General features: G+C 68.5%; 22 protein-coding genes. 16 read left to right on the forward strand and 6 right to left on the reverse strand.

Annotated features, from left to right (window positions below; all coding sequences use genetic code 11):
* The first annotated feature begins 10 nt into the window (after window positions 1-10).
* The 5 genes from ACFVMC_RS31475 to ACFVMC_RS31495 all read left to right on the forward strand — a co-directional run bounded on the left by ACFVMC_RS31475 (window position 11) and on the right by ACFVMC_RS31495 (window position 4,194).
* The gene (locus ACFVMC_RS31475) at window positions 11-289 is read left to right on the forward strand and encodes a hypothetical protein (protein WP_379216359.1); all 279 of its coding nucleotides are present in this window, start codon (window positions 11-13) and stop codon (window positions 287-289) included.
* A gap of 113 nt (window positions 290-402) precedes the next feature.
* Window positions 403-984, forward strand: a complete 582-nt coding sequence (locus ACFVMC_RS31480) for a dihydrofolate reductase family protein (RefSeq protein ID WP_379216361.1) — start codon at window positions 403-405, stop codon at window positions 982-984.
* A gap of 5 nt (window positions 985-989) precedes the next feature.
* Entirely contained in the window at window positions 990-2,024 is a 1,035-nt protein-coding gene (locus ACFVMC_RS31485) for a PHP domain-containing protein (protein ID WP_379216363.1), read from the forward strand.
* 142 nt (window positions 2,025-2,166) lie between these two features.
* Window positions 2,167-3,693 carry a substrate-binding domain-containing protein gene (locus ACFVMC_RS31490; RefSeq protein ID WP_379216365.1) on the forward strand — a complete coding sequence of 509 codons (1,527 nt, stop codon included), beginning with the start codon at window positions 2,167-2,169 and terminating at the stop codon, window positions 3,691-3,693.
* A gap of 60 nt (window positions 3,694-3,753) precedes the next feature.
* The gene (locus ACFVMC_RS31495) at window positions 3,754-4,194 is read left to right on the forward strand and encodes a carboxymuconolactone decarboxylase family protein (protein WP_379216367.1); all 441 of its coding nucleotides are present in this window, start codon (window positions 3,754-3,756) and stop codon (window positions 4,192-4,194) included.
* Between the two features lie 9 nt (window positions 4,195-4,203).
* On the opposite strand, the gene ACFVMC_RS31500 is transcribed toward ACFVMC_RS31495, so the two are convergent.
* Entirely contained in the window at window positions 4,204-4,491 is a 288-nt protein-coding gene (locus ACFVMC_RS31500; protein ID WP_379216369.1) for a hypothetical protein, read from the reverse strand.
* Window positions 4,492-4,545: 54 nt separating this feature from the next.
* On the opposite strand from ACFVMC_RS31500, the gene ACFVMC_RS31505 reads away from it, so the two are divergent.
* The gene (locus tag ACFVMC_RS31505; RefSeq protein WP_379216370.1) at window positions 4,546-5,631 is read left to right on the forward strand and encodes a winged helix DNA-binding domain-containing protein; all 1,086 of its coding nucleotides are present in this window, start codon (window positions 4,546-4,548) and stop codon (window positions 5,629-5,631) included.
* Here the strand turns inward: ACFVMC_RS31505 and ACFVMC_RS31510 are convergent.
* Window positions 5,618-6,091: a VOC family protein gene (locus ACFVMC_RS31510; RefSeq protein ID WP_379216372.1), complete on the reverse strand. Its 474-nt coding sequence runs from the start codon at window positions 6,089-6,091 to the stop codon at window positions 5,618-5,620. The genes ACFVMC_RS31505 and ACFVMC_RS31510 overlap by 14 nt on opposite strands.
* A gap of 73 nt (window positions 6,092-6,164) precedes the next feature.
* On the opposite strand from ACFVMC_RS31510, the gene ACFVMC_RS31515 reads away from it, so the two are divergent.
* Entirely contained in the window at window positions 6,165-6,734 is a 570-nt protein-coding gene (locus tag ACFVMC_RS31515; protein WP_379216374.1) for a YdcF family protein, read from the forward strand.
* Window positions 6,735-6,965: 231 nt separating this feature from the next.
* Entirely contained in the window at window positions 6,966-7,748 is a 783-nt protein-coding gene (locus ACFVMC_RS31520) for a MerR family transcriptional regulator (RefSeq protein ID WP_379216375.1), read from the forward strand.
* Here the strand turns inward: ACFVMC_RS31520 and ACFVMC_RS31525 are convergent.
* The 4 genes from ACFVMC_RS31525 to kdpF are packed head-to-tail and all read right to left on the reverse strand — an operon-like array spanning window position 7,745 to window position 12,609.
* Entirely contained in the window at window positions 7,745-8,629 is an 885-nt protein-coding gene (locus ACFVMC_RS31525; RefSeq protein WP_379216377.1) for a potassium-transporting ATPase subunit C, read from the reverse strand. The genes ACFVMC_RS31520 and ACFVMC_RS31525 overlap by 4 nt on opposite strands.
* A 1-nt stretch (window position 8,630) precedes the next feature.
* Window positions 8,631-10,757 (reverse strand): potassium-transporting ATPase subunit KdpB, encoded by a 2,127-nt coding sequence (gene kdpB / locus ACFVMC_RS31530; RefSeq protein WP_379216379.1) that lies wholly within the window; start codon window positions 10,755-10,757, stop codon window positions 8,631-8,633.
* Window position 10,758: 1 nt separating this feature from the next.
* On the reverse strand, window positions 10,759-12,429 hold the full coding sequence (kdpA, locus tag ACFVMC_RS31535) for a potassium-transporting ATPase subunit KdpA (protein WP_379216381.1): 1,671 nt from the start codon (window positions 12,427-12,429) through the stop codon (window positions 10,759-10,761).
* On the reverse strand, window positions 12,430-12,609 hold the full coding sequence (gene kdpF, locus ACFVMC_RS31540; protein WP_379216383.1) for a K(+)-transporting ATPase subunit F: 180 nt from the start codon (window positions 12,607-12,609) through the stop codon (window positions 12,430-12,432).
* 396 nt (window positions 12,610-13,005) lie between these two features.
* On the opposite strand from kdpF, the gene ACFVMC_RS31545 reads away from it, so the two are divergent.
* From ACFVMC_RS31545 to ACFVMC_RS31580, 8 genes are all read left to right on the forward strand, one after another.
* A complete protein-coding gene (locus tag ACFVMC_RS31545; RefSeq protein WP_379216385.1) occupies window positions 13,006-15,507 on the forward strand; it encodes an ATP-binding protein in 2,502 nt (833 codons plus the stop codon).
* Window position 15,508: 1 nt separating this feature from the next.
* Complete coding sequence (locus tag ACFVMC_RS31550) at window positions 15,509-16,240, forward strand: response regulator (RefSeq protein ID WP_379216386.1); 732 nt, start codon at window positions 15,509-15,511, stop codon at window positions 16,238-16,240.
* A 71-nt stretch (window positions 16,241-16,311) separates the two neighbouring features.
* Window positions 16,312-16,737: an OsmC family protein gene (locus ACFVMC_RS31555; protein WP_379216388.1), complete on the forward strand. Its 426-nt coding sequence runs from the start codon at window positions 16,312-16,314 to the stop codon at window positions 16,735-16,737.
* A complete protein-coding gene (locus ACFVMC_RS31560; protein ID WP_379216390.1) occupies window positions 16,738-17,013 on the forward strand; it encodes an acylphosphatase in 276 nt (91 codons plus the stop codon).
* A 13-nt stretch (window positions 17,014-17,026) separates the two neighbouring features.
* On the forward strand, window positions 17,027-17,689 hold the full coding sequence (locus tag ACFVMC_RS31565) for a hypothetical protein (protein WP_379216392.1): 663 nt from the start codon (window positions 17,027-17,029) through the stop codon (window positions 17,687-17,689).
* Window positions 17,689-18,855, forward strand: coding sequence for a glutathionylspermidine synthase family protein (locus ACFVMC_RS31570; RefSeq protein WP_379216394.1), 1,167 nt, complete (start codon window positions 17,689-17,691; stop codon window positions 18,853-18,855). The genes ACFVMC_RS31565 and ACFVMC_RS31570 overlap by 1 nt, the downstream gene beginning before the upstream one ends.
* A 24-nt stretch (window positions 18,856-18,879) precedes the next feature.
* Window positions 18,880-19,329 (forward strand): DUF350 domain-containing protein, encoded by a 450-nt coding sequence (locus ACFVMC_RS31575; protein ID WP_379216396.1) that lies wholly within the window; start codon window positions 18,880-18,882, stop codon window positions 19,327-19,329.
* A 49-nt stretch (window positions 19,330-19,378) separates the two neighbouring features.
* The gene (locus ACFVMC_RS31580) at window positions 19,379-20,284 is read left to right on the forward strand and encodes an endonuclease/exonuclease/phosphatase family protein (RefSeq protein ID WP_379216397.1); all 906 of its coding nucleotides are present in this window, start codon (window positions 19,379-19,381) and stop codon (window positions 20,282-20,284) included.
* Window positions 20,285-20,350 lie beyond the last annotated feature (66 nt).

A 20,350-nucleotide genomic window follows, 5' to 3' on the forward strand; every position in this document is an offset into this window, starting at 1 on the left:
GTCAGCCACGGTGTCTAATTCGATGCCGATCAGGGTCGGCAACATCTATGCCGACGAAGCGTTGGGGCGCGCCTGTCCAGCACATGAAGTTCATGAACCGATCGCCGTCGCGCAGAGTGTGCGAGACGCGTACGAGTCATTGGATTTGGATCTTGCCGCCGCCGTGAATGTGGCTCTCGCAGACCGCTACGACACCGTGGCGATCCTGACCCTCGATCGACGGGATTTCCGGGCCATCCGTCCGCTGACCGATGCGCCGTCCTTTCAGATACTCCCAGACGATCTGTAGCCATGGATCGCGTACCGCCGGGCAGGGAAAGCCTCGCGGGGTGTGCGGGCGGCGAGATACCGTTTCTGCTAGGTGGCCGGACATGGGGTCGGCCGCTCGGGAGGAAGGATCTTATGCGCAAGCTCACGTACTACGTCGCAGCCACGATCGACGGATTCATCGCCACCGAGGAGGGGTCGGTCGACTTCTTTCCGGTGGGAGGTGACCACGGTCCGGCGATCACGGCGCAGTATCCGGAGACGTTGCCGACCAAGGTGCGGGAGGCGCGGGGGATCACCAAGAAGGCCGCCTACTTCGACACGGTCCTGATGGGGCGCAAGACGCACGACTTCGGGGTGCGCACGGGTACGTCGAGCCCGTACGCGCATCTGCGGCAGTTCGTGGTCTCCACCACGCTGCCCGAAAGTCCGGATCCGGCGGTCGAATTGATCGCGGCGGATCCGGTGGCAAAGGTGCGGGAGCTGAAACGTGAGAAGGGGCTGGGTATCTGGCTGTGCGGCGGCGGGGAACTCGCGCAGGCGCTGCTGCCGGAGATCGATCAGATCTTCCTGAAGCTGTATCCGATCGTGCTGGGCCGCGGTAAGTCGCTGTTCGGGTCGGGGCCGCAGCTGCCCGACGCGGCCCGCTTCCGGGTGATCACCAGTCGCGTCTTCGAGGACGGAGTCGCGTTCGTGAAATACAGCCGGATTCGATAACCGCCATGACCGACCAGGACCCGATCGTGCCCGGCCCGGTGGAAGCGCTGCGCGAAATCGGGTTCTGGTTGGAACGCGAACGTGCGGAAACCCATCGGGTGAAGGCCTACCGGCGGGCCGCCGATATCGTGGCGCGGCTCTCCGACGCCGAACGCGTGCGACACGAACGCGCGCACAGCTGGCAGGAGCTGGCCGGGATCGGCCCGAAGACCGCCGCGGTGATCGAGCAGGCCTGCGCGGGCACCCTGCCGCCGTATCTGGCGGATCTTCGTACGGCCGCGAAACCCATCGGTGTCCCGGGGAAACCGTTGCGGGCCCGGTTGCGCGGTGACCTGCACACTCACTCGGACTGGTCCGACGGCGGCAGCCCGATCGTCGAGATGATGAGCGTCGCAGCGGCTCTGGGCCACGAATACTGCGCGTTGACCGACCATTCGCCGCGTCTCACCGTGGCCAACGGATTGTCCGCCGATCGCCTGCGCCGTCAGCTGGATGTCGTGGCGGAGCTGAATCAGCGGCTGTCGCCGTTCCGGATCCTGACCGGGATCGAGGTCGACATTCTCGACGACGGCACGCTCGATCAGGAAGCGGAGCTGCTCGCGGAACTGGATATCGTGGTGGCGAGCGTGCATTCGCATCTGCGCGCCGACAGCGCGACGATGACCAAGCGGATGGTCTACGCCGTCGCGAACCCGAATGTGGACGTACTCGGCCACTGCACCGGCCGCCTGGTCACCGGCGGCCGCGGCACCCGCCCCGAATCCAGCTTCGACGCGGAGGTGGTGTTCGAGGCGTGTAAGCAGTACGGCACGGCCGTGGAGATCAACTCCCGCCCGGAACGCCGGGATCCGCCCGGACGTTTGATCCAGCTGGCGCTGGCGACCGGCTGCTACTTCTCCGTCGATACCGACGCGCACGCTCCGGGGCAGCTCGACTGGCAGGGCTACGGCTGCGAACGCGCGGTCGCCCATGGTGTTCCGGCCGAGCGCGTGATCAACACCTGGCCGCTGGCGGATCTGCTCGACTGGCGAACCGGATAGTCCCGCAACGATATTCGTGGCGCGGCCGATGTCGGCCGGGTGAACGATCGGCGAACAGTCGTGCACCGCGTCGGCGGAGCGCTCGCCGCGGTCGAGAATGGAGGCCAGGTGCGCTGCTGCGGGCCGCCGGGTCGGTTGGGGAGTGGAAACACTGGTGGGCGATTTTCCGCTGGACACGGTCCTGGCGCTGATCGGTATCGCGGTGCCGGTGGGCGCGTTCCTGTGGGAGTTCGCGGTGGTCGGACGCCGCCGCCTGGGCTACCGCGTGCAGATGGACACGCCGGTGACCGGCGAGATCACCTCGGCGTTCCCGGGTGTGCTGGAGCAGCTGAGCCCGGATCCGGCGACGCTGCGGGATCTGTCGGTGGTGCTGGTGCGGGTGGAGAACAGTGGCGCGAGCGCGATCGAGCCCGGCGACTATCTGCTGCCCTCGCCGAGAATCGGTCTGCACCTGCGGTTTCCGCAGCGCCGGGTGATCGGCATGGCGGTGACCGAACTCAGCGATCCGGTGCTGGCGGACAGCCTGGGCAGCCGGTCGGGTATCGGGGTGCGCGAGGACACCGGCGGACATATCGGCGTGATCGACCTACCGAAGGTCGGGCTGGACCGGTCGCAGCACTACAAGATTCTGGCGATCCTGCAACGCTCCGAGGGCAATGGCGAATATCCGGTACCGACGCTGGTGGGCGGGATCAAGGGTGGGCGGGTCACCGAGACCCGGAGTCGCACCGGGGCCTCGCGCGTGATGCTGGCGCTGGTCGCCTTCCTGGTGCTGGTGATCGGCGTGCAGTTCGCGGTCACGGCGCTGGAACCGGAGCCGGTTGCGCTGGAGTGCGCCGGGGGCCGATTGACCCTGGTCGGTTCCTCGGCCTTCGAGCCGGTGATCCGGGCGGCCGCGCAGCAGTACGGAAAGCGCTGCACCGGAGCGGAATTCACCTTCGAATTCGAGGGCACCGAACGTGGCCTGGATCGAGTCACGGTGCAGGGCAAGCAAGATCGAGAACTGCTGACGATCAGCGACGGCGCGAAGGGCGCGGCCTATCCCGCGCTGCGGCATCGGGCGCTGGCGGTCGCGCTGTTCTCGGTGATCGTGCACCGCGAGGCCGGGGTCCGCGATCTCACCGTCGCGCAGGTCCGGGATCTGTATCAGGGCCGGATCACCAACTGGAAAGAGTTGGGCGGCAACGATATTCCGGTCGTACTGGTGAACCGCCTGCCCGGTTCGGGCACCCGCGACACCTTCGACCGCCGCCTGCTGGACGGCGCGCAGCAGCCGCCGCGCCGCCATGTCAGCTGTACCGGCATCCGGGATCTGATCGGCCGCGGGCCCGAGCACTGCGACGTGCAGGTGACCAGCGACATGATCGAGGCGGTGCGCCTGCTGCCCGGTGCGATCGGCTACAGCTCGTTCGCCGAGGCGAGCCGCGCCGAGGTGGTGCCGGTCACCCTCGGAGGCGTCGCGGCCGACCGCGACGCCGCGATCGCCCGCAGCTATCCGTTCTGGGGCGTCGAGTACGCCTACACCTACGGCGACCCGCCCGGCGATACCCTGGCGGCGGCGTTTCTGCGCTACCTGACCGAGCAGACCGGTCAGGAGGTGCTGCGGGCCTTCGGCAACGCGCCGTGCGCGGACCTGCCGGACCGGGAACGCTGCCTGCCCGACCGGTGATGTCACAAACCGCCGGGCTATCGCGTCCTATGAGCGAGGACCGACGAAAGGACATCACCGATGACTCGACTGAACCTGCACGAGCTCGCGCCCGAGGTCTACAAGGGCTGGTACGACGCGGAGATGGCGATTCGCCGCGGACCGCTCGACGCGACCGTCCGTGAGCTGGTCAAGATCCGTGTCTCGCAGATCAACGGCTGCCTGTTCTGCATCGATATGCACACCACCGACGCCCGGCTGCACGGCGAGACCGAACAGCGGATCTACTACCTGAACGCCTGGCGGGAGTCGGTGAAGTTCTCCGACGCGGAGAAGGCCGCGCTGGCCTACGCCGAGGAGGTGACCGCGCTCGGGCCGCACGGCGTGACCGACGCGGTCTGGGCCGGCGTCGAGAAGCACTTCGAGGAGGGCGCGCGGGCCGGTCTGGTCGCCGTGACGGCCATGATCAACCTGTGGAACCGGATCGGCGTGCCGTTGCGAATGGAGCCGCCGCAGCCGTGAGCCGCTCGTTCAGTCGGCCGGGGGCAGGATCGGCCGGCTGAACAATTCCTCGATCGGCTGCGGGCCGGTGTAGCGCTGGCAGTTGCAGGGCACCCACTCGTAGAGGCCGCCGATGGTCCGGCGGCGGATCTCGGTGTGGCACTGGCCTTTTTCCGGATCGTGCATGGACAGGTCGTGGCCGCAGCCGCAGCGGGCAACGATGGGCTTGTCGCGGCCGGTCCGGCGGCCGAAGCGGCCCACCGCCCAGCCGACGCCGAGCAGTCCGGCTCCGATCGCGAGACTGAGGGGATCCAGCATGGTTCCAGGGTAGGCCAGCCGGAAGTTGTCGGTGGCCTGAGCCAGGATGGACCCATGACCGAACTATCGTTGCGGGAACTGAACCGGACGCTGCTGGTGCGCCAGCGGCTGGCCGAGCGGGTCGAGCTCGCGCCGCTGGAGTTGATCCGGCATCTGGTGGCGGTCCAGGGCCAGGAACCGAATTGGCCCTACGTCGGGTTGTGGACTCGGCTGGCGGATTTCGAGCAGGGTGCGCTCGAGAAGCTACTTGTCGATCGTAAAGTGTTGCGCTCCACCATGATTCGGCGCACTGTCCATCTGGCGGCGGCCGAGGATTTCGCCTGGCTGCGCCCGACCCTGCAACCCTGGATCGACGCCCTGCTCAACGCGGCCTACTTCCGCGACGAGATCGAGGGCATCGATCTGGATCGGCTGGCCACCGAGGGTCGCGCCCTGCTGTCCGGTAAAGCGTTGTCCCGCAGCGATCTCGGCACGCTGCTCGCCGAGCGGTTCCCGGATCGCCATGTGCGCCGCCTGGCCGAGTCGGTGGAGGTGCTGGTGCCCATGGCGCACAGCGCCGATACCGGCTCCTGGGGGCGCTGGCGCAATCGCTACGTCACCATGAGCCTGGCCGACGAGTGGCTCGGCGCGCCGCTCGGCACGGCCGCCCCGGAGCAATTGATCCGCCGCTACCTGGCCGCCTTCGGCCCGGCCACCGTCGCCGACATGCAGAACTGGTCCGGCGTTACCCGGCTGGCCGAGGTCATCGATGGAATGCGTTCGGAGCTGGCGGTTTTCACCGACGATCAGCACAAGGTGCTGTTCGATCTGCCCGATGCTCCGTTCGCGGACCCGGACCTGGCGGTCCCGGTCCGCTTCCTGCCCGCCTTCGACAACGCCCTGCTCGGCCACAAGGACCGCCGCCGCATCATCGCCGAGGCCGACCGGCAGCGCACCGCCAGGGAAGCCTCCGCCGGTGTCCCGATGTACCTGGTCGACGGCTTCGTGCACGGCCGCTGGGCACTGGACGGCGCCACCGTCCGGATCACCCCGTGGTACCCGTTCACCGGTTCCGCCGAGGCCGAGGTGCGCGCCGAGGCCGAGGCGCTGCTGAGCTTCCTCGCCCCGGCGGAGGCGGGCAAGGTCGTCATCGAGAAGTGACCTGGCCGCGCCGCCGCGTGATCACCTCGCCCTGCTGGATGCGCACGGTGGTGCCGGACGGGTCGCGGAAGGCGGAATCGCGCGGGCCCCACGGCCGGTCGACCGGCTCCTGAAGTACCTCGGCCCCAGCGGCTTTCACGCGCTCGAAGGTGGCGTCGAGATCGTCGGTGGTGAACACCAGCATCGGCAGCACCCCTTTGCCGAGCAGTGCCGCCAGCGCGTCGCCGTCCTCCTGGGAGCGACCCGCGTGCGGGGTCGACAGCACGTATTCCAGGCCGGGCTGATCGGGGCTGGTCAGGGTGACCCAGCGCTTGTCGCCGGTGCCGAGATCGGTGCGGAGTTCCAGGCCGAGCGCGTCACGGTAGAAGGCGAGCGAAGCGTCGACATCCAGCGCGGTGATCTGGCAGTACTGGAGCGCGAGGGTGGCGCGGCGGGGCGGTTCGAAAGGTGTGTTGCACATGAGAATTACGGTAGGCGCGCGACCAGGTCCCGGGCTTCTCGATTCCTGATCACCTGTGTGCTTGGCTGGGGCGATGCGGAAACGGACATGGCTGATGGTCGCTGCCGCCGGGGCGGCGCTGCTCTGGGGTGAATGGGCGAACTGGCGCGCCTCGCGCCGGGGCCTGGGGCCGGACCACGGTGGTTCCGAGGCGGTGGTGGTGCTGGGTTACCGCAATCCCGGCGCGCGGGCCAACGCGATGAACCGGTGGCGGGTGCGCGCCGGGCTGCGCTCATGCGATCCCGCCGCCTCCGAGACTCGCCTGGTGCTCTGCGGCGGCGCGTGCGCGGGCCCGCAGAGCGAGGCCGCGCTGATGGCGCGCTATGCCCGCTCGCGTGGATATCGCGGTGCCCTCGTGCTGGAGGACCAGAGCCGATCCACCTGGGAGAACATCGCTTTCACAATTCCGCTGCTGCACGGAGTGGAGCGCGTCAAGATCGTGTCGGTGCCGTTGCACGCCGAGCGGGCCAGACGCCTGCTCGCGCGGCAGAGTCCGGAACTCGCCGTCCGTCTGGTACCTGCCGCAGACTATCGCTTCGGCGAGTGGCTGCCCCTGAAACCACTGCTCGCGCTGTACGGACTGCGCAAGGACCGCGCGGGCTGAGCCCACGCGCCGGACGCGCCCTTAGTCTGATGTCCTACTGGACCCAGAGCGCATGCGAGCGCAGCGAGCAAGCTCCAAAGCTGGACCGCATCGGGGAAGCGAAGCGCCCCCGATGCGCAATTGATCCGGTCAGCGGGCCGAAAGCCGAGCGCAGCGAGGTGTCGGCACGCGGTTAGGCTCTGTGCCCATGAAATCTGTGTTGGTGGTCCGCGACAGCGGGATCGAGCGCCGATGAGCGGCGTCACCATCGGGCAGGCCGCGGCATTCGTCGGCATCACGACCAAAACCGTGCGGCACTATCATGCGCACGGGCTGGTCGCCGAGCCCGAACGCGACGCCTCGGGCTACCGGCGCTACGGGTCGGCCGAGCTGCTGCGGCTGGTCCAGGTGCGCACCCTGGCCGGCGCGGGAGTGCCGCTGGCCGAGATCGCGGCGCTGCTCGACGCCGACGCCGACCGGTTCGCCGCGGCCGTGGCCGAGGTGGAGCGTGACCTCACCGCGCGGATCGAGGAATTGACCGCCCGCCGCGACACTTTGAACCGGCTGACCGACGGCAACCGGGCCCTGCTGCCCGACCGCGCGGTGGCGCTGCTGGAGCGGATGCCCGGGCTCGGATTCAGCCAGTCCGAGGTGGCCACCGCGCGCGAAGGCTGGGTATTGGCAAAAGCCCTGGTACCGGAAGGTTTCGAGGAGTATCTCGACCATCTGGAGCAGGCGATGCAGGATCCGGGATTCGTCGCGATCAGCCTGCGCGCCTCCGAGGTCGCGACCTGGACGCCCGACGATCCCCGCATCCCGGGCCTGGCCACCGACATGGTCGAGCACTATCTCGCCAATCCCGAGCAGTTGAAGATCCTGACGGGTATGCAGGCACGCACCGATGCCGGGGCCCGATACCGGATGATCGCCGACCACGGCGAGGAGCAGGAGTCCGCCGCGGCCAAGGTGGCCGCGCTCATGGAAGCCAAGCTCCGCGCCGCGGGCGTCTACATTCCGCGCCGGGACGAGGGCTAACCGACCGGGAATCGGCGATCCAACTCCAGATTCAGCTCCAGCACATCGACCCGCGGCTCACCGAGGAACCCGAGCGCGCGGCCTTTGCTGTGTGCCGCGACGACCTCCCGCACCTGCTCCGGGCCGATTCCGCGGGCCTGGGCGACGCGCGCGACCTGAATGGCCGCGTACTCCGGCGAGATGTTCGGATCCAGGCCGCTGCCGCTGGCGGTCACCGCGTCGGCCGGGACGGCCGGCTCGGCCGGAGCGTCGCCGATGATCGGGACGATCTGCCCCGCCGAGTAATCCGCGCCCGGCTCGGCGCATTCGACCCGCACGCCCAGGTAGGCGGTCAGGAACGGGGTGGCCGGGCACGCCTGGTTGACGCTCACCACCCGGGTCGGCCGCGACACCCGGCCGTCGGCATTGCGCGGACCGAGCACCGAGAGCACCGCGCCGACACCGTCTTCGGTGCAGAACGGGCGGTGACCGTCGACCCCCTCACGGTCGCCGATCTCCTTGCTGCGCGCGCAGACCGTGGACAGCAGGCTCAGCGTGGTCTCGGCCGGGTCGGCGGCGAGGGTGTCCACGATGCTCTCCGGGCCGAGATTGCTCGCCGAGCTGGACAGTCCGTCGTATCCATCGCCCGCGGCGGAGGGACGGCTCTGGAAGTACCGCGGCAGCGCCGCACCGTCCGCGTCGGTGAAGGATTGGCCGATCAGGCTGGAGCCCACCACTTTTCCGTCGACCCGCAGCAGCGACCCTTCTGCCTTGTCGTGCAGGCCGGGCAGCTGTGCGAAGGCGTAAACCGCCAGGGGATAGACGATTCCGGTGATCGCCGTGAGTACCAGCAGGGCGCGCAGGGCGGCGAGATGCTGCCGGAGCCAGGTTGACAGTCGCATATCAGGACATCCCAGGGAGGTGTTGGACGATCAGGTCGATGAATTTGATGCCGAGGAACGGGGCGATCACGCCGCCCAGTCCGTAGAGCAGCAGGTTGCGGCTCAGCAACTTCGACGCGTTCGAGGGCCGGTAGCGCACCCCGCGCAGGGCAAGCGGAATGAGCGCGACGATGACCACGGCGTTGAAGACGACCGCGGACAGGATCGCGGACTGCGGGCTGGCCAGCCGCATGATGTTGAGCAGGTCCAGGCCCGGGAACAGCGCCACGAACAACGCGGGAATGATCGCGAAGTACTTGGCGATGTCGTTGGCGATGGAGAACGTGGTGAGCGCGCCGCGCGTGATCAGCAACTGCTTGCCGATCTCCACGATCTCGATCAGCTTGGTCGGATCGGAGTCCAGATCGACCATGTTCCCGGCCTCTTTGGCCGCCGAGGTGCCGGTGTTCATGGCGACGCCGACATCGGCCTGGGCCAGGGCGGGTGCGTCGTTGGTGCCGTCGCCGGTCATGGCGACCAGCCGTCCGCCGTCCTGCTCCTTCTTGATGAGGGCGAGTTTGTCCTCGGGGGTGGCCTCGGCGAGGAAGTCGTCCACGCCGGCTTCGTCGGCGATCGCCTTGGCGGTCAGTGGATTGTCGCCGGTGATCATGACGGTGCGGATACCCATGCGCCGCATCTCGTCGAAACGTTCGCGCATGCCCTGCTTGACGACGTCCTTGAGGTGGATGACGCCCAGTAGCCGGGCGGTGCCGTCCTGGATCTCACCGACCACCAGCGGTGTGCCGCCGGAGGCGGAGATGCCGTCGACGAGGGTGCCGATCTCGCCGGGGACGTGGCCGCCGTGCGCGCGCACCCACTCGGTGACGGCACTGGCTGCCCCCTTGCGCAGCCGGTGCCCGTCGCCGAGGTTCACGCCCGACATCCGGGTCTGCGCGGTGAATTCCACCCATTCCGCGCCGAGCAGTTCACCGGGCGTGCGTTCACGCTTGTTGTAGGCCTGCTTGGCGTAGACCACGATGGAACGGCCCTCGGGTGTCTCGTCGGCGAGGCTGGACAGCTGGGCCGCGTCGGCGAGCTCGTCGTCCGGAATGCCCGGCACCGGAACGAAATCCGAGGCCTGCCGGTTACCGAGGGTGATGGTGCCGGTCTTGTCCAGCAGCAGGGTGTTGACGTCACCGGCGGCCTCGACCGCGCGCCCCGACATGGCCAGCACATTGCGCTGCACCAGCCGGTCCATGCCGGCGATGCCGATGGCCGAGAGCAACGCGCCGATGGTGGTCGGGATCAGGCAGACCAGCAGCGCGACCATCACGATGCCGGTGATGCCGTGCACGTCCAGAGCGACGGTGTCGGCGACACCGGGGTTGTTCGCCTTGGAGAAGATGGCCAGCGGCTGCAAGGTCGCCACCGCGAAGACGAAGATGATCGTCAGCGCGGCGAGCAGGATGTTCAGCGCGATCTCGTTCGGCGTCTTCTGCCGGGCGGCACCCTCGACCAGCGCGATCATCTTGTCGATGAAGCTGGCGCCGGGTTCCTGGGTGATCCGCACGACGATCCGGTCCGACAGCACGGTGGTGCCGCCGGTGACGGCGGAGCGGTCACCACCGGATTCCCGGATCACGGGGGCGGATTCGCCGGTGATGGCCGATTCGTCCACGGAGGCAATGCCTTCGACGACGTCGCCGTCACCCGGGATGACCTGCCCGGCTTCGACGACCACGTAGTCGCCGCGCTGGAGTTCGGGCGCTCCGACGCTCTGCTCGGTGCTTCGGGCGCCCGGTGACCAATCGACCAGGCGCCGAGCCATGGTGTCGGTCTTGGCTTTTCGCAGGGTGTCGGCCTGCGCCTTGCCGCGTCCCTCCGCGACCGCCTCGGCCAGATTCGCGAAAATCACTGTGAGCCACAGCCATACCACGATCGCCCAGGCGAAGAAGCCGGGGTCCACGAGAGCGAGCAGGGTGGACCAGACGGCGCCGATCTCGACGATCAGCATGACCGGGTTGCGCCACATGATCCGCGGGTCGAGCTTGCGGATCGCCCCGGGGAGCGAGGTCAGCAACATCGTCGGATCGAGAACGCCCGATCGGACGCCGGAGCCCGGCGCGGTCGTGTCGGTAGAGCTGGTCATATCAGTGGATTCCTTCAGCGAGCGGCCCGAGCGCGAGGGCGGGCAGGAAGGTGAGTGCGACCAGGATCACGGTCACGCCGACGACCATGCCGACGAACTGCGGCCGGTGCGTCGGCAGCGTGCCGATCGACTCGGGGGTGTGGCCCTGCCGGGCGAGCGAACCCGCCAGTGCCAGGACGAAGATGATGGGCAGGAACCGGCCGAGCACCATGGCCAGGCCGAGGGCGGTGTTGAACCATTCGGTATTGCCGGACAGGCCGCCGAACGCGGAACCGTTGTTGTTCGCCGCGGAGGTGAACGCGTACAGCACCTCCGAGAGCCCGTGCGGCCCGGTATTGAGCATGCTCGCCCGCTGTCCCGGCATCGCCATGGCCAGCGCGGTGCCGATCAGCACGATGAGCGGACTGATCAGGAAGTAGGACGCGGCCAGCTTGATCTCTCGCGGGGTGATCTTCTTGCCGAGGTACTCCGGCGTGCGCCCGACCATCAACCCGGCCACGAACACCGTGATCAGCGCGAGGATCAGCATGCCGTACAGGCCCGAGCCGGTACCGCCCGGCGCGACCTCGCCCAGCTGCATGTTGAACATCAACATCATGCCGCCGAGGCTGGTGTAGGAGTCGTGGAACGAGTCCACCGCGCCGGTGGAGGTCAGGGTGGTCGCGGTCGCGAAGGTCGCCGAATTCGAGACGCCGAAACGGGTTTCGACGCCCTCGAGGGACGCGCCGATCGCGGTCGGCACCGTGCCGTGGTGCTGCAACTGGAAGAGGTTCTGCAGCAGCAGGCTGCCCAGCGCGATCGTGCCCATCACCGCCACGATCGCGTAACCCTGCTTGCGGCTGCCGACCATGCGGCCGAAGGTGCGTGGCAGCGAGAAGCTGATCACCATGAGCAGGAAGATCTCCACCCAATTGGTCCAGGCGGTCGGATTCTCGAACGGATGCGCCGAATTCGCGTTGTAGAAGCCGCCGCCGTTGGTGCCGAGCTCCTTGATTACCTCCTGGCTGGCCACCGGGCCGCCCGGGATGGTCTGCTCGGCGCCGGTGAGCGTATGCGCGACCTGATCGTTGAGCTGGAAGTTCTGCACCGCGCCGCCGATGACGAGCACGAGCGCGAAGACGAACGCCAGCGGCAGCAGGACGCGCAGGGTGCCGCGCACCAGATCGACCCAGAAGTTGCCGAGTTCGCCGGTGTGGCGGCGTGCGAAACCGCGCACCAGCGCGATCGCGACCGCGATGCCGACCGCCGAGGAGACGAAGTTCTGCACCGTGAGCCCGGCCATCTGCACCAGGTGCCCCATGGTCGACTCGCCGGAGTAGTTCTGCCAGTTCGTATTCGTGACGAAACTGACCGCGGTGTTCCAGGCCAGCGCCGGGGTCATCTCGGTGCCCGGGTCGTTCAGGTGCAGCGGCAGTGTGCCCTGGACCAGCTGGAAGAAGAACAGGAACAGGATGCCGACGGCCGAGAAGGCCAGCACGCTGCGGGCGTACACGGCCCAGGTCTGTTCGACCTCCGGTTGCACGCCGATGACCTTGTAGACGGCTCGTTCCACCCGCGAGTGCTTCTTCGCGGTGTAGACGCGGTACATGTAGTCGCCGAGTGGCACATGCACCAGGGCGAGCGCGATGATCAGGGCCGCCGCGAAGGCGATCCCCGCCGTTGTCGTGTTCACCTAGAACCTTTCGGGGAAGAGCAGCGCGACGACCATGTAGACCGCGACGCCGACGGCCAGGATCAGACCGATCAGGTTCGCGATCACAGCTTCTCCACCCCCCGCTGGATCAGGCCCAGCAGCGCGAAGATCGCCACGGTGAGCACCGTGAACACCACGACAGACATTGAAAACCTCCATTGGCGCTCCCCTTGCTGGAGCGCGACAGGGTGAGTCAAGCGGTGATTCGGGCCGGTTCCGAGCTTCTTGACGGGTCCTTAGCGCCGCGACGGTGACGATTGACGCTTCGTTTACAGCAGATGCCGGTCGCAGCGAAAGGATGCCGTCAAGGTGCGGCGACATGCCGTCAACAGGCCGTAAAGATGCGCGGCCACCAGCACTGACGCGGGTAGAAACGACGAGTCCGGCCAGGCGGAGAACTCCAGCGCAACCGGTAACGCCATCCGCTGTGGAGAGGATTTCCCGCATGTCGACTGTCACCGTCGCGGTGCTCGCCGGATTCATCTGTTGCGCGCTGATCATTCGCGCGATCGCGTCGCGTGCCGATCAGGAGCTGCGACCCGCGATGATGGACGAGTGAATCGCGGGCAACTGCGCATCTACCTCGGTGCGGCACCTGGAGTCGGCAAGACCTACGCCATGCTGGGCGAGGCGCACCGCCGGCTCGAACGCGGCCGCGACGTGGTGGCGGCGGTGGTGGAGACCCACGGTCGGGCCAAGACCGCCGCGCTGCTCGAGGGCATCGAGCGGATCCCGCCGAAGCTGATCGACTACCGCGGCACGACGCTGCCCGAACTCGATGTCGCGGCCGTGCTGGCCCGGCGGCCCGCCGTGGTCCTGGTCGACGAGCTCGCGCACACCAACGCGCCGGGCAGCAAGCACGCCAAGCGATGGCAGGACGTCGAGGAGCTGCTGGCCGCCGGGATCGATGTGGTGTCGACGGTGAACGTGCAGCATCTGGAGAGCCTCAACGACGTCGTCGAGCAGATCACCGGAATCCAGCAGCAGGAGACCGTGCCGGACGCGGTGGTGCGCGGCGCGGATCAGGTCGAGCTGGTCGACATCACCCCGGAAGCGTTGCGGCGCAGGATGTCGCACGGCAATGTCTACAAGGCCGAGCGGGTGGACGCGGCGCTGCGGAACTACTTCCGGCCCGGAAACCTCACCGCGCTGCGGGAATTGGCGCTGCTGTGGCTGGCCGACCAGGTCGACGCCGCGCTGGCGAAATATCGGGCCGACCACCGGATCACCGAACTCTGGGAGGCCCGCGAGCGGGTCGTCGTGGCGGTGACGGGCGGGCCGGAATCGGAGACGGTGGTGCGCCGGGCCAGTCGCATCGCGACGAAGTCGAGCGCCGATCTGGTCCTGGTGCACGTGGTGCGCGGCGACGGCCTGGCCGGTGTGTCGACCGAGCGGCTGGGCCGCCTGCGCGAGCTGGCGGCCAGCCTGAACTCCAGTCTGCACACCGTCACCGGGGACGAGGTACCCTCCGCCCTCTTGGAATTCGCACGCGAGGTGAACGCGACCCAGCTGGTACTGGGTACCTCGCGGCGCTCGCGCTGGGCGCGCGTCTTCGACGAGGGCATCGGATCTGCGGTGGTGCAGCAGTCGGGCAAGATCGACGTGCACATGGTGACCCACGAGGAGGCCAATCGAGGGGCGCGCCGCTGGCCGTTCACGGCGCGGCAGCCGGTGACCGCCTGGGCCGGCGCGGTCCTGATCCCGGTGCTGGTCTGCGGAATCTGTCTGTCGCTCGATCCCTACCTGGCGCTCGGCGGACTGAGCGCTGTGTTCTTCGTCGGCGTCGTGGCCGTCGCCCTGCTCGGGGGCGTGGTGCCCGCGGCGTGCTCGGCGCTGCTGTCCGGGATGCTGCTGAACTGGTTCTTCGCGCCGCCGCGCTACAGCCTGACGATCGCCGAACCGGACAGCTTCGTCACTGTCGTCGTGCTGCTCATCGTGGCGGTGGCCGTGGCCGCCCTGGTCGACGTGGCGGGCAAGCGAACGCGGCAGGCGCGCAAGGCTTCCCGGCAGGCCGAGCTGCTCACCATGTTCTCCGGCGCCGTCCTCTACGGCGCGGATCTGCCGAAACTGCTGGAGCAGATCCGGGAAACCTACGGGCAGAAGTCGGTGAGCCTGCGCTGCGGCGCCGAGGTGCTGGCGGTCGCGGGGGAGCTGCCGCCGCAGCGGGTCGCCGACGCGGACACCGTGATCGAGGCCGGGGATACGACCAGTCTGCTGCTGCTGTCCGGGCGCGCGGTCGACGCCGGGGAATTGCCGGTGCTGAACGCGGTGGCCAATCAGGCGGCCGGGCTGGTCCGGCAATCGCGGCTCGCCGACGAGGCGCAGGCAGCGGCCGCGCTGCTCGAAGCCGACCGGCTGCGGCGCGCGCTGCTCTCGGCCGTCAGCCACGACCTGCGGACGCCGCTGGCCGGCGCCAAGGCCGCCGTATCGAGCCTGCGCAGCGACGACATCGAGTTCTCCGCCGAGGACACCGCCGAATTGCTGGAAACCGTAGAGGAATCCGTCGACCAGCTGACCGCGCTGGTCGGCAACCTGCTCGACTCCTCGCGGCTGGCCGTCGGGGTGGTGCGGCCGCAGCTGCGGCAGGTGTATGTGGACGAGGTCGTGCATCGGGCCCTGGTGAGCGTCGGCATGGGCGCCCGAGGATTGCGCCGGGCCGCGGTGAACCGGGTGCGGGTGGAGGTCGGTGAGGTGTCCGTACACGCGGATTCCGGCCTGCTGGAACGAGTGCTGGCCAATCTGATCGATAACGCGTTGCGGCACGCGCCGCGCGACACGCCGGTCCGGGTGACCGCGGAACGCACCGGCGACCGGGTGCTGATCGCCGTGGTCGACAATGGACCGGGGGTCGACAGCGGCACCGAGGAGCAGCTTTTCGAGCCGTTCCAGCGGCTCGGCGATCGCGACAACACCACCGGCGTGGGGCTGGGACTGGCGGTGGTGCGCGGGTTCGTCGAGGCGATGGGCGGCACGGTGCACGCCGAGGCCACCCCGGGCGGCGGCCTGACCATGCTGGTCGACCTGTCGGCCGCCGACACCGCGGCCGGGAGCCGCTGACATGCCGACGAAGGAGGTCGACACCGCGATGGTCGCGAAGCCGGAGGTTCCGCCGGTCAAGGTGCTGGTCGTCGACGACGAACCCCAGATCGTGCGCGCGCTGCGCATCAACCTGTCGGTCCGCGGTTACGAGGTGCTCACCGCGGGCACCGGCGCCGCGGCCCTGCGCATCGCCGCCGACAAGCACCCCGATGTGGTGGTCCTCGATCTCGGCCTGCCCGATATGGACGGCATCGAGGTGCTCGCCGGCCTGCGCGGCTGGACCTCGACCCCGGTGATCGTGCTGTCCGCGCGCACCGATTCCGCCGACAAGGTCCAGGCGCTGGACGAGGGCGCCGACGACTACGTCACCAAGCCGTTCGGCATGGACGAGTTGCTGGCGCGGCTGCGGGCCGCGGTTCGCCGCGGGGCCGCCGAGCCCGGCGTACACGAACCGGTGGTGCACACCGAATCGTTCAGTGTCGATCTGGCGTTGAAGAAGGTCACCAAGAACGGCGCGGCCGTGCATCTGACGCCGACCGAGTGGGGCATGCTCGAGATGCTGGTGCGCAACAAGGGCAAACTGGTGGGCCGCAAGGAGTTGCTGCGGGAGGTGTGGGGTCCGGCCTACGCGACCGAAACTCATTATCTGCGCGTGTATCTGGCGCAGTTGCGGCGCAAACTCGAGGACGACCCGTCCCGGCCCAAGCATCTGCTGACCGAGGCGGGCATGGGGTACCGGTTCCAGGAGTAGGAATGGTGCCGCGCGGGCCGGTGTTCCAGGGGTGCAGAACACTGGAACACCGAGATGGCAGGATCGTGATCATGGCTGAAGAAACCCCGACCACCCTGTGGGTCGAGCGCACAGGTACCCGGGCCTACACCGGCCGCAGCTCACGCGGTGCGGAAGTGAAGATCGCGGGTCAGGGCGTGCCCGGCGCGTTCACCCCCGGCGAGTTGCTCAAGATCGCCCTGGCGGGCTGCTCCGGGCTGAGCGCCGACTTCACGCTCGCGCGCAAACTCGGCGACGATTTCGACGCGACCGTGCGCGTCTCCGGTGACGCCGACCGGGAGAACGAGGTGTATCCGCAGCTGGACGAGTCGTTCGAACTCGATCTCAGCGAGCTCGACGAGGCCACCCGGGAACGGCTGCTGGTCGCGGTGCAGCGCGCCATCGACAAGGTGTGCACCGTCGGGCGCACGCTGAAGGCGGGCACCAAGGTCAACGTGAACTTCGACATCGACGCCTAGATGGCAGCGGTCCGGCTCAGCGCCTGGGTGCACGGCACCGTGCAGGGTGTCGGCTTCCGCTGGTGGACTCGTTCTCGCGCATTGGAACTCGGTCTGACCGGGTATGCCCGCAATGCGCGGGACGGGCGGGTGCACGTGATCGCCGAGGGGCCGCGCGCGGCCGCCGACCGGTTGCTCGAGCTGTTGCGTTCCGGTGAATCTCCCGGCCGGGTGACCCTGGTTGTGGAAAGCTGGGAGCCTGCGCGGGGCGGAATGTCCGGATTCGAGGAGCGGTAGTGAGGGCGGAGCGGTGAGCACGCAGCATCCGGGCGACGACGAACGCCGCCCCGACGAAGCCCAACGGCCCGAACTCGCCCTGCCGCCCGCGGAACCCGAACGACCCGAGCTGGCCCTGCCGCCCGAAACGCCCCGGCCCGGCAGCATCGCGCGGCAGGAAGCCGGAGTCACCCAGCCGCGACCGCCGACCGTCGCCGAGGCCCGCGCCCGCGACAAGGCGCGCAAGCGGGCCGAGGCGCAGGCCGCCGCGGCCGAAGTCGCCGAGGCCGCCAAGAAGAAGACCCGCAAACGGGTCCTGATCGGCAGCGTCGCCATCGTCGGCGTCGCCGGGCTGGTCGGCGGCGGCTACCTGGCCTATCGCGCCGCCACCAAACCCGACCAGGTCAACGCGGCCTGCGTGCAGATCGACCAGAACGGCAAAGAAGTCGTCGTTCCGGACGACAAATGCGGGCCGGGTAAGCAAGGATTCCGGGATGAGGACGGCTGGCACGGCGGCGGGCTCATCCTGCTCGGCGGCTGGCCGCAATATCGCTACTACTACGGCGGCACCCCGACCATCGGTCAGCCGCCCACCGGCGGTAGCACCGTGAAACCGAAGGGCGCGACGATCAAGACCAAGAGCGGCACCGTGATCCAGCGCGGCGGGCTGGGCAGCAAGAGCGGCGGGGGGTCCTGATGCGGCGGGTCCGCGGCACGCCCCGACCGGGCTGGCAGCAGATCATCGAGGAGCAGGGCCTGGTCTACGGCGCGCCCGGTCGCGACGCCAGCGGCCAGCCGCGTCCCTACTGGGACGAATCGGTGCACTACGAATTCGACATGGCCGAGATACTCGCGCTCGAGGCCGATGTCGAACTGCTGCATTCGATGTGCCTGCACGCGGTAGAGCACGTCATCCTGACCGAGCGATACCGAGATTTCGGTCTGCCCGAATGGAGCTGGGAGCCGATCGCCGAATCCTGGCGGCGCGGTGACCCTTACGTGTACGGGCGCTTCGACCTGCGCTACGACGCGCGCCGCCCCGCGAAACTGCTGGAGTACAACGCCGATACCCCGACCTCGCTGCTGGAGGCGGCGATCATCCAGTGGCACTGGCTGACTACGCAGTACCCGGGCGACGACCAGTGGAATTCGTTGCACGAGAAGCTGGTCGAACGCTGGACCGAGCTGAAGGACACGCTGCCCGCGGCGCAGCTGCATTTCGCCTGGTCCTCCGCCGACGCTACCGGCGAGGACAACGTCACCACCGCCTACATGCAGGAAACGGCCGCCGAGGCCGGATTCGACACCATCGCGCTGCCGATCGAGGAAGTCGGATTCGACCTGGAGCTGGATCGTTTCGTCGATCTGGCCGAGGCGCCGATCGAATCGATCTTCAAGCTGTATCCGTGGGAATGGGTGCTCGACGACGACTTCGGCAAGCGGGTGCTCGCGAGCCTGCCCGCCACCGCGTGGGTGGAGCCGCTGTGGAAGACGCTGCTGAGCAACAAGGCGATCCTCGCGGTGCTGTGGGAGATGTACCCCGGGCACCCGAACCTGTTGCCCGCCTACCTCGATCAGCCCCATGAGCTCACCGAGTACATTCGCAAACCCAAACTGGGCCGCGAGGGCGCCAATATGACGATCGTCGGCGCGGGCCTGGAAACCGCCACCGGCGGCGTGTACGGCGCCGAGGGCTTCGTCTACCAGCTACTGGACCCGCTGCCCGAATTCGACGAGATGCGCCCGGTACTGGGGGCCTGGATGGTCGGCGACAGCTCCGCCGGGCTCGGTATCCGCGAGACCGCCGGGCTGATCACCGACGACGGCGCCGCCTTCGTCCCGCACCGCATCCCCACCACCTAATCCCTTGTCCCGGAAGGACTTCAGATGACCGCATATGCCCTCGAGCAGGACTATTGGCGCCTGCTCGGCGAAGGCGTCGGGGCCATCATCCTGTACGCGATCGTCGGCCTGGTCCTGATGCTGATCGGCTTCTACGCCATCGATCTCACCACGCCCGGCCGCCTGCGCGGACTGGTCGCCGCGGGTAAGCCGAACGCCATCGTGGTCACCGCCGCCGGCCTGATCAGCATGGCCTTCATCGTCGTGATCGCGATCTTCACCTCCGGCGGCGCGCTGCTCGAGGGGCTGCTCGCGTCCACCGTGTTCGGTCTGGTCGGCATTGCCGCGCAGGTGATCTCGGTGCGGGTGCTGGAACGCGCCATCGGGATCGACATCGGCAAGGCGATGCACTCCGACACGTTCAGCCCGTCGTCGCTCGTCGTCGCGGCCGCGCATTTCGCCCTCGGCCTGGTCGTTGCCTTCGCGGTTTTCTGAGCCGGGTCGGCTGCGCACCGGTGCGGTGCTGCTGGCGTGGGGTGCCACGGTGGTCGCAGCGGCCGGTGTCGCAGTGCATTTCAGCCGGTCGTCCTGGCAGGTGCTGGTACTGGCGGCTTCGGGTGCGCCCTATCTGATGTGCTTCGCCGTGCTCGCGGTAATAGGGTTCGCGGCGCTGCGAGCCCGGGCGGGCGCGGCGGTGGCGGTATTCGTCGCCGCGGCAGGGCTGTGGACTCAGGTACCGCTCTACGCGGGCGACGCGGATGCGGTAGACGGCCCCGAAGTGACTGTCATGCAGGCGAATCTACTGTTCGAAGGCGCCGATCCGGCTGCGCTGGTGGCGGAGGTCCGTGCGCGCGGCGTCAGCATCCTGACAGTGAACGAGCTCACGCCCGCGGCGCTGGACGATCTCGCGCGTGCCGGACTGGATCAGGTGCTCCCGCATCGTCACGTCTCGCCCGGCCGCACCGCGACGGGTACCGGAATCTGGAGCAGCCATCCGCTGAGCGACACCATCGAATTCGACGGCTATGTACTGAACCAGCTCGCGGCGACCGCGACGATTCCCGGCGTGGGACCGGTCTCTGTGTATGCCTTCCACCCGGTTCCGCCGGTCTATGGAACCGACGTGTGGTCCGACGAGTTGTCAAGGCTGCGAGCGATTCTGGACCGCGCCCCCAACCGCCCGGCCCTGGTCGGCGGCGACCTCAACGCCACCTTCGACCACTTCCAATTCCGGGCGATGCTGTCCGGCCGATTCCACGACGCCGCCGAACAATCCGGAGCGGGCCACCTGGTGACCTATCCGACCGACAAGCCCTACCCGCCGATGGTCGGGATCGATCACATCCTGGTCGCCGACGGCCGGGCGACCGCTGTCGAGACGGTACCGCTACCGGGCGCCGATCATCGGGCACTCATCGCCCGGGTCCGGCTGGCATCGCCTGCGTCCTGAGTTCTGTCACCGTCGCGGTGCCGGGTCGCTCGACGGGTGGTCCCACAGCGTTTCGCGCTCGGCCGG

This window comes from Nocardia sp. NPDC127579, from assembly GCF_042672005.1.
Lineage (GTDB): Bacteria > Actinomycetota > Actinomycetes > Mycobacteriales > Mycobacteriaceae > Nocardia.

Bases quoted from the DNA above. Each gene is read 5' to 3' on its own strand.
- ACFVMC_RS31480 (WP_379216361.1), top strand. From the start codon at position 403: ATGCGCAAGCTCACGTACTACGTCGCAGCCACGATCGACGGATTCATC.
- ACFVMC_RS31485 (WP_379216363.1), top strand. From the start codon at position 990: ATGACCGACCAGGACCCGATCGTGCCCGGCCCGGTGGAAGCGCTGCGC.
- ACFVMC_RS31495 (WP_379216367.1), top strand. From the start codon at position 3,754: ATGACTCGACTGAACCTGCACGAGCTCGCGCCCGAGGTCTACAAGGGC.
- ACFVMC_RS31500 (WP_379216369.1), bottom strand. From the start codon at position 4,491: ATGCTGGATCCCCTCAGTCTCGCGATCGGAGCCGGACTGCTCGGCGTC.
- ACFVMC_RS31505 (WP_379216370.1), top strand. From the start codon at position 4,546: ATGACCGAACTATCGTTGCGGGAACTGAACCGGACGCTGCTGGTGCGC.
- ACFVMC_RS31510 (WP_379216372.1), bottom strand. From the start codon at position 6,091: ATGTGCAACACACCTTTCGAACCGCCCCGCCGCGCCACCCTCGCGCTC.
- ACFVMC_RS31515 (WP_379216374.1), top strand. From the start codon at position 6,165: ATGCGGAAACGGACATGGCTGATGGTCGCTGCCGCCGGGGCGGCGCTG.
- ACFVMC_RS31520 (WP_379216375.1), top strand. From the start codon at position 6,966: ATGAGCGGCGTCACCATCGGGCAGGCCGCGGCATTCGTCGGCATCACG.
- ACFVMC_RS31525 (WP_379216377.1), bottom strand. From the start codon at position 8,629: ATGCGACTGTCAACCTGGCTCCGGCAGCATCTCGCCGCCCTGCGCGCC.
- kdpB (WP_379216379.1), bottom strand. From the start codon at position 10,757: ATGACCAGCTCTACCGACACGACCGCGCCGGGCTCCGGCGTCCGATCG.
- kdpF (WP_379216383.1), bottom strand. From the start codon at position 12,609: ATGGAGGTTTTCAATGTCTGTCGTGGTGTTCACGGTGCTCACCGTGGC.
- ACFVMC_RS31550 (WP_379216386.1), top strand. From the start codon at position 15,509: ATGCCGACGAAGGAGGTCGACACCGCGATGGTCGCGAAGCCGGAGGTT.
- ACFVMC_RS31555 (WP_379216388.1), top strand. From the start codon at position 16,312: ATGGCTGAAGAAACCCCGACCACCCTGTGGGTCGAGCGCACAGGTACC.
- ACFVMC_RS31560 (WP_379216390.1), top strand. From the start codon at position 16,738: ATGGCAGCGGTCCGGCTCAGCGCCTGGGTGCACGGCACCGTGCAGGGT.
- ACFVMC_RS31570 (WP_379216394.1), top strand. From the start codon at position 17,689: ATGCGGCGGGTCCGCGGCACGCCCCGACCGGGCTGGCAGCAGATCATC.
- ACFVMC_RS31575 (WP_379216396.1), top strand. From the start codon at position 18,880: ATGACCGCATATGCCCTCGAGCAGGACTATTGGCGCCTGCTCGGCGAA.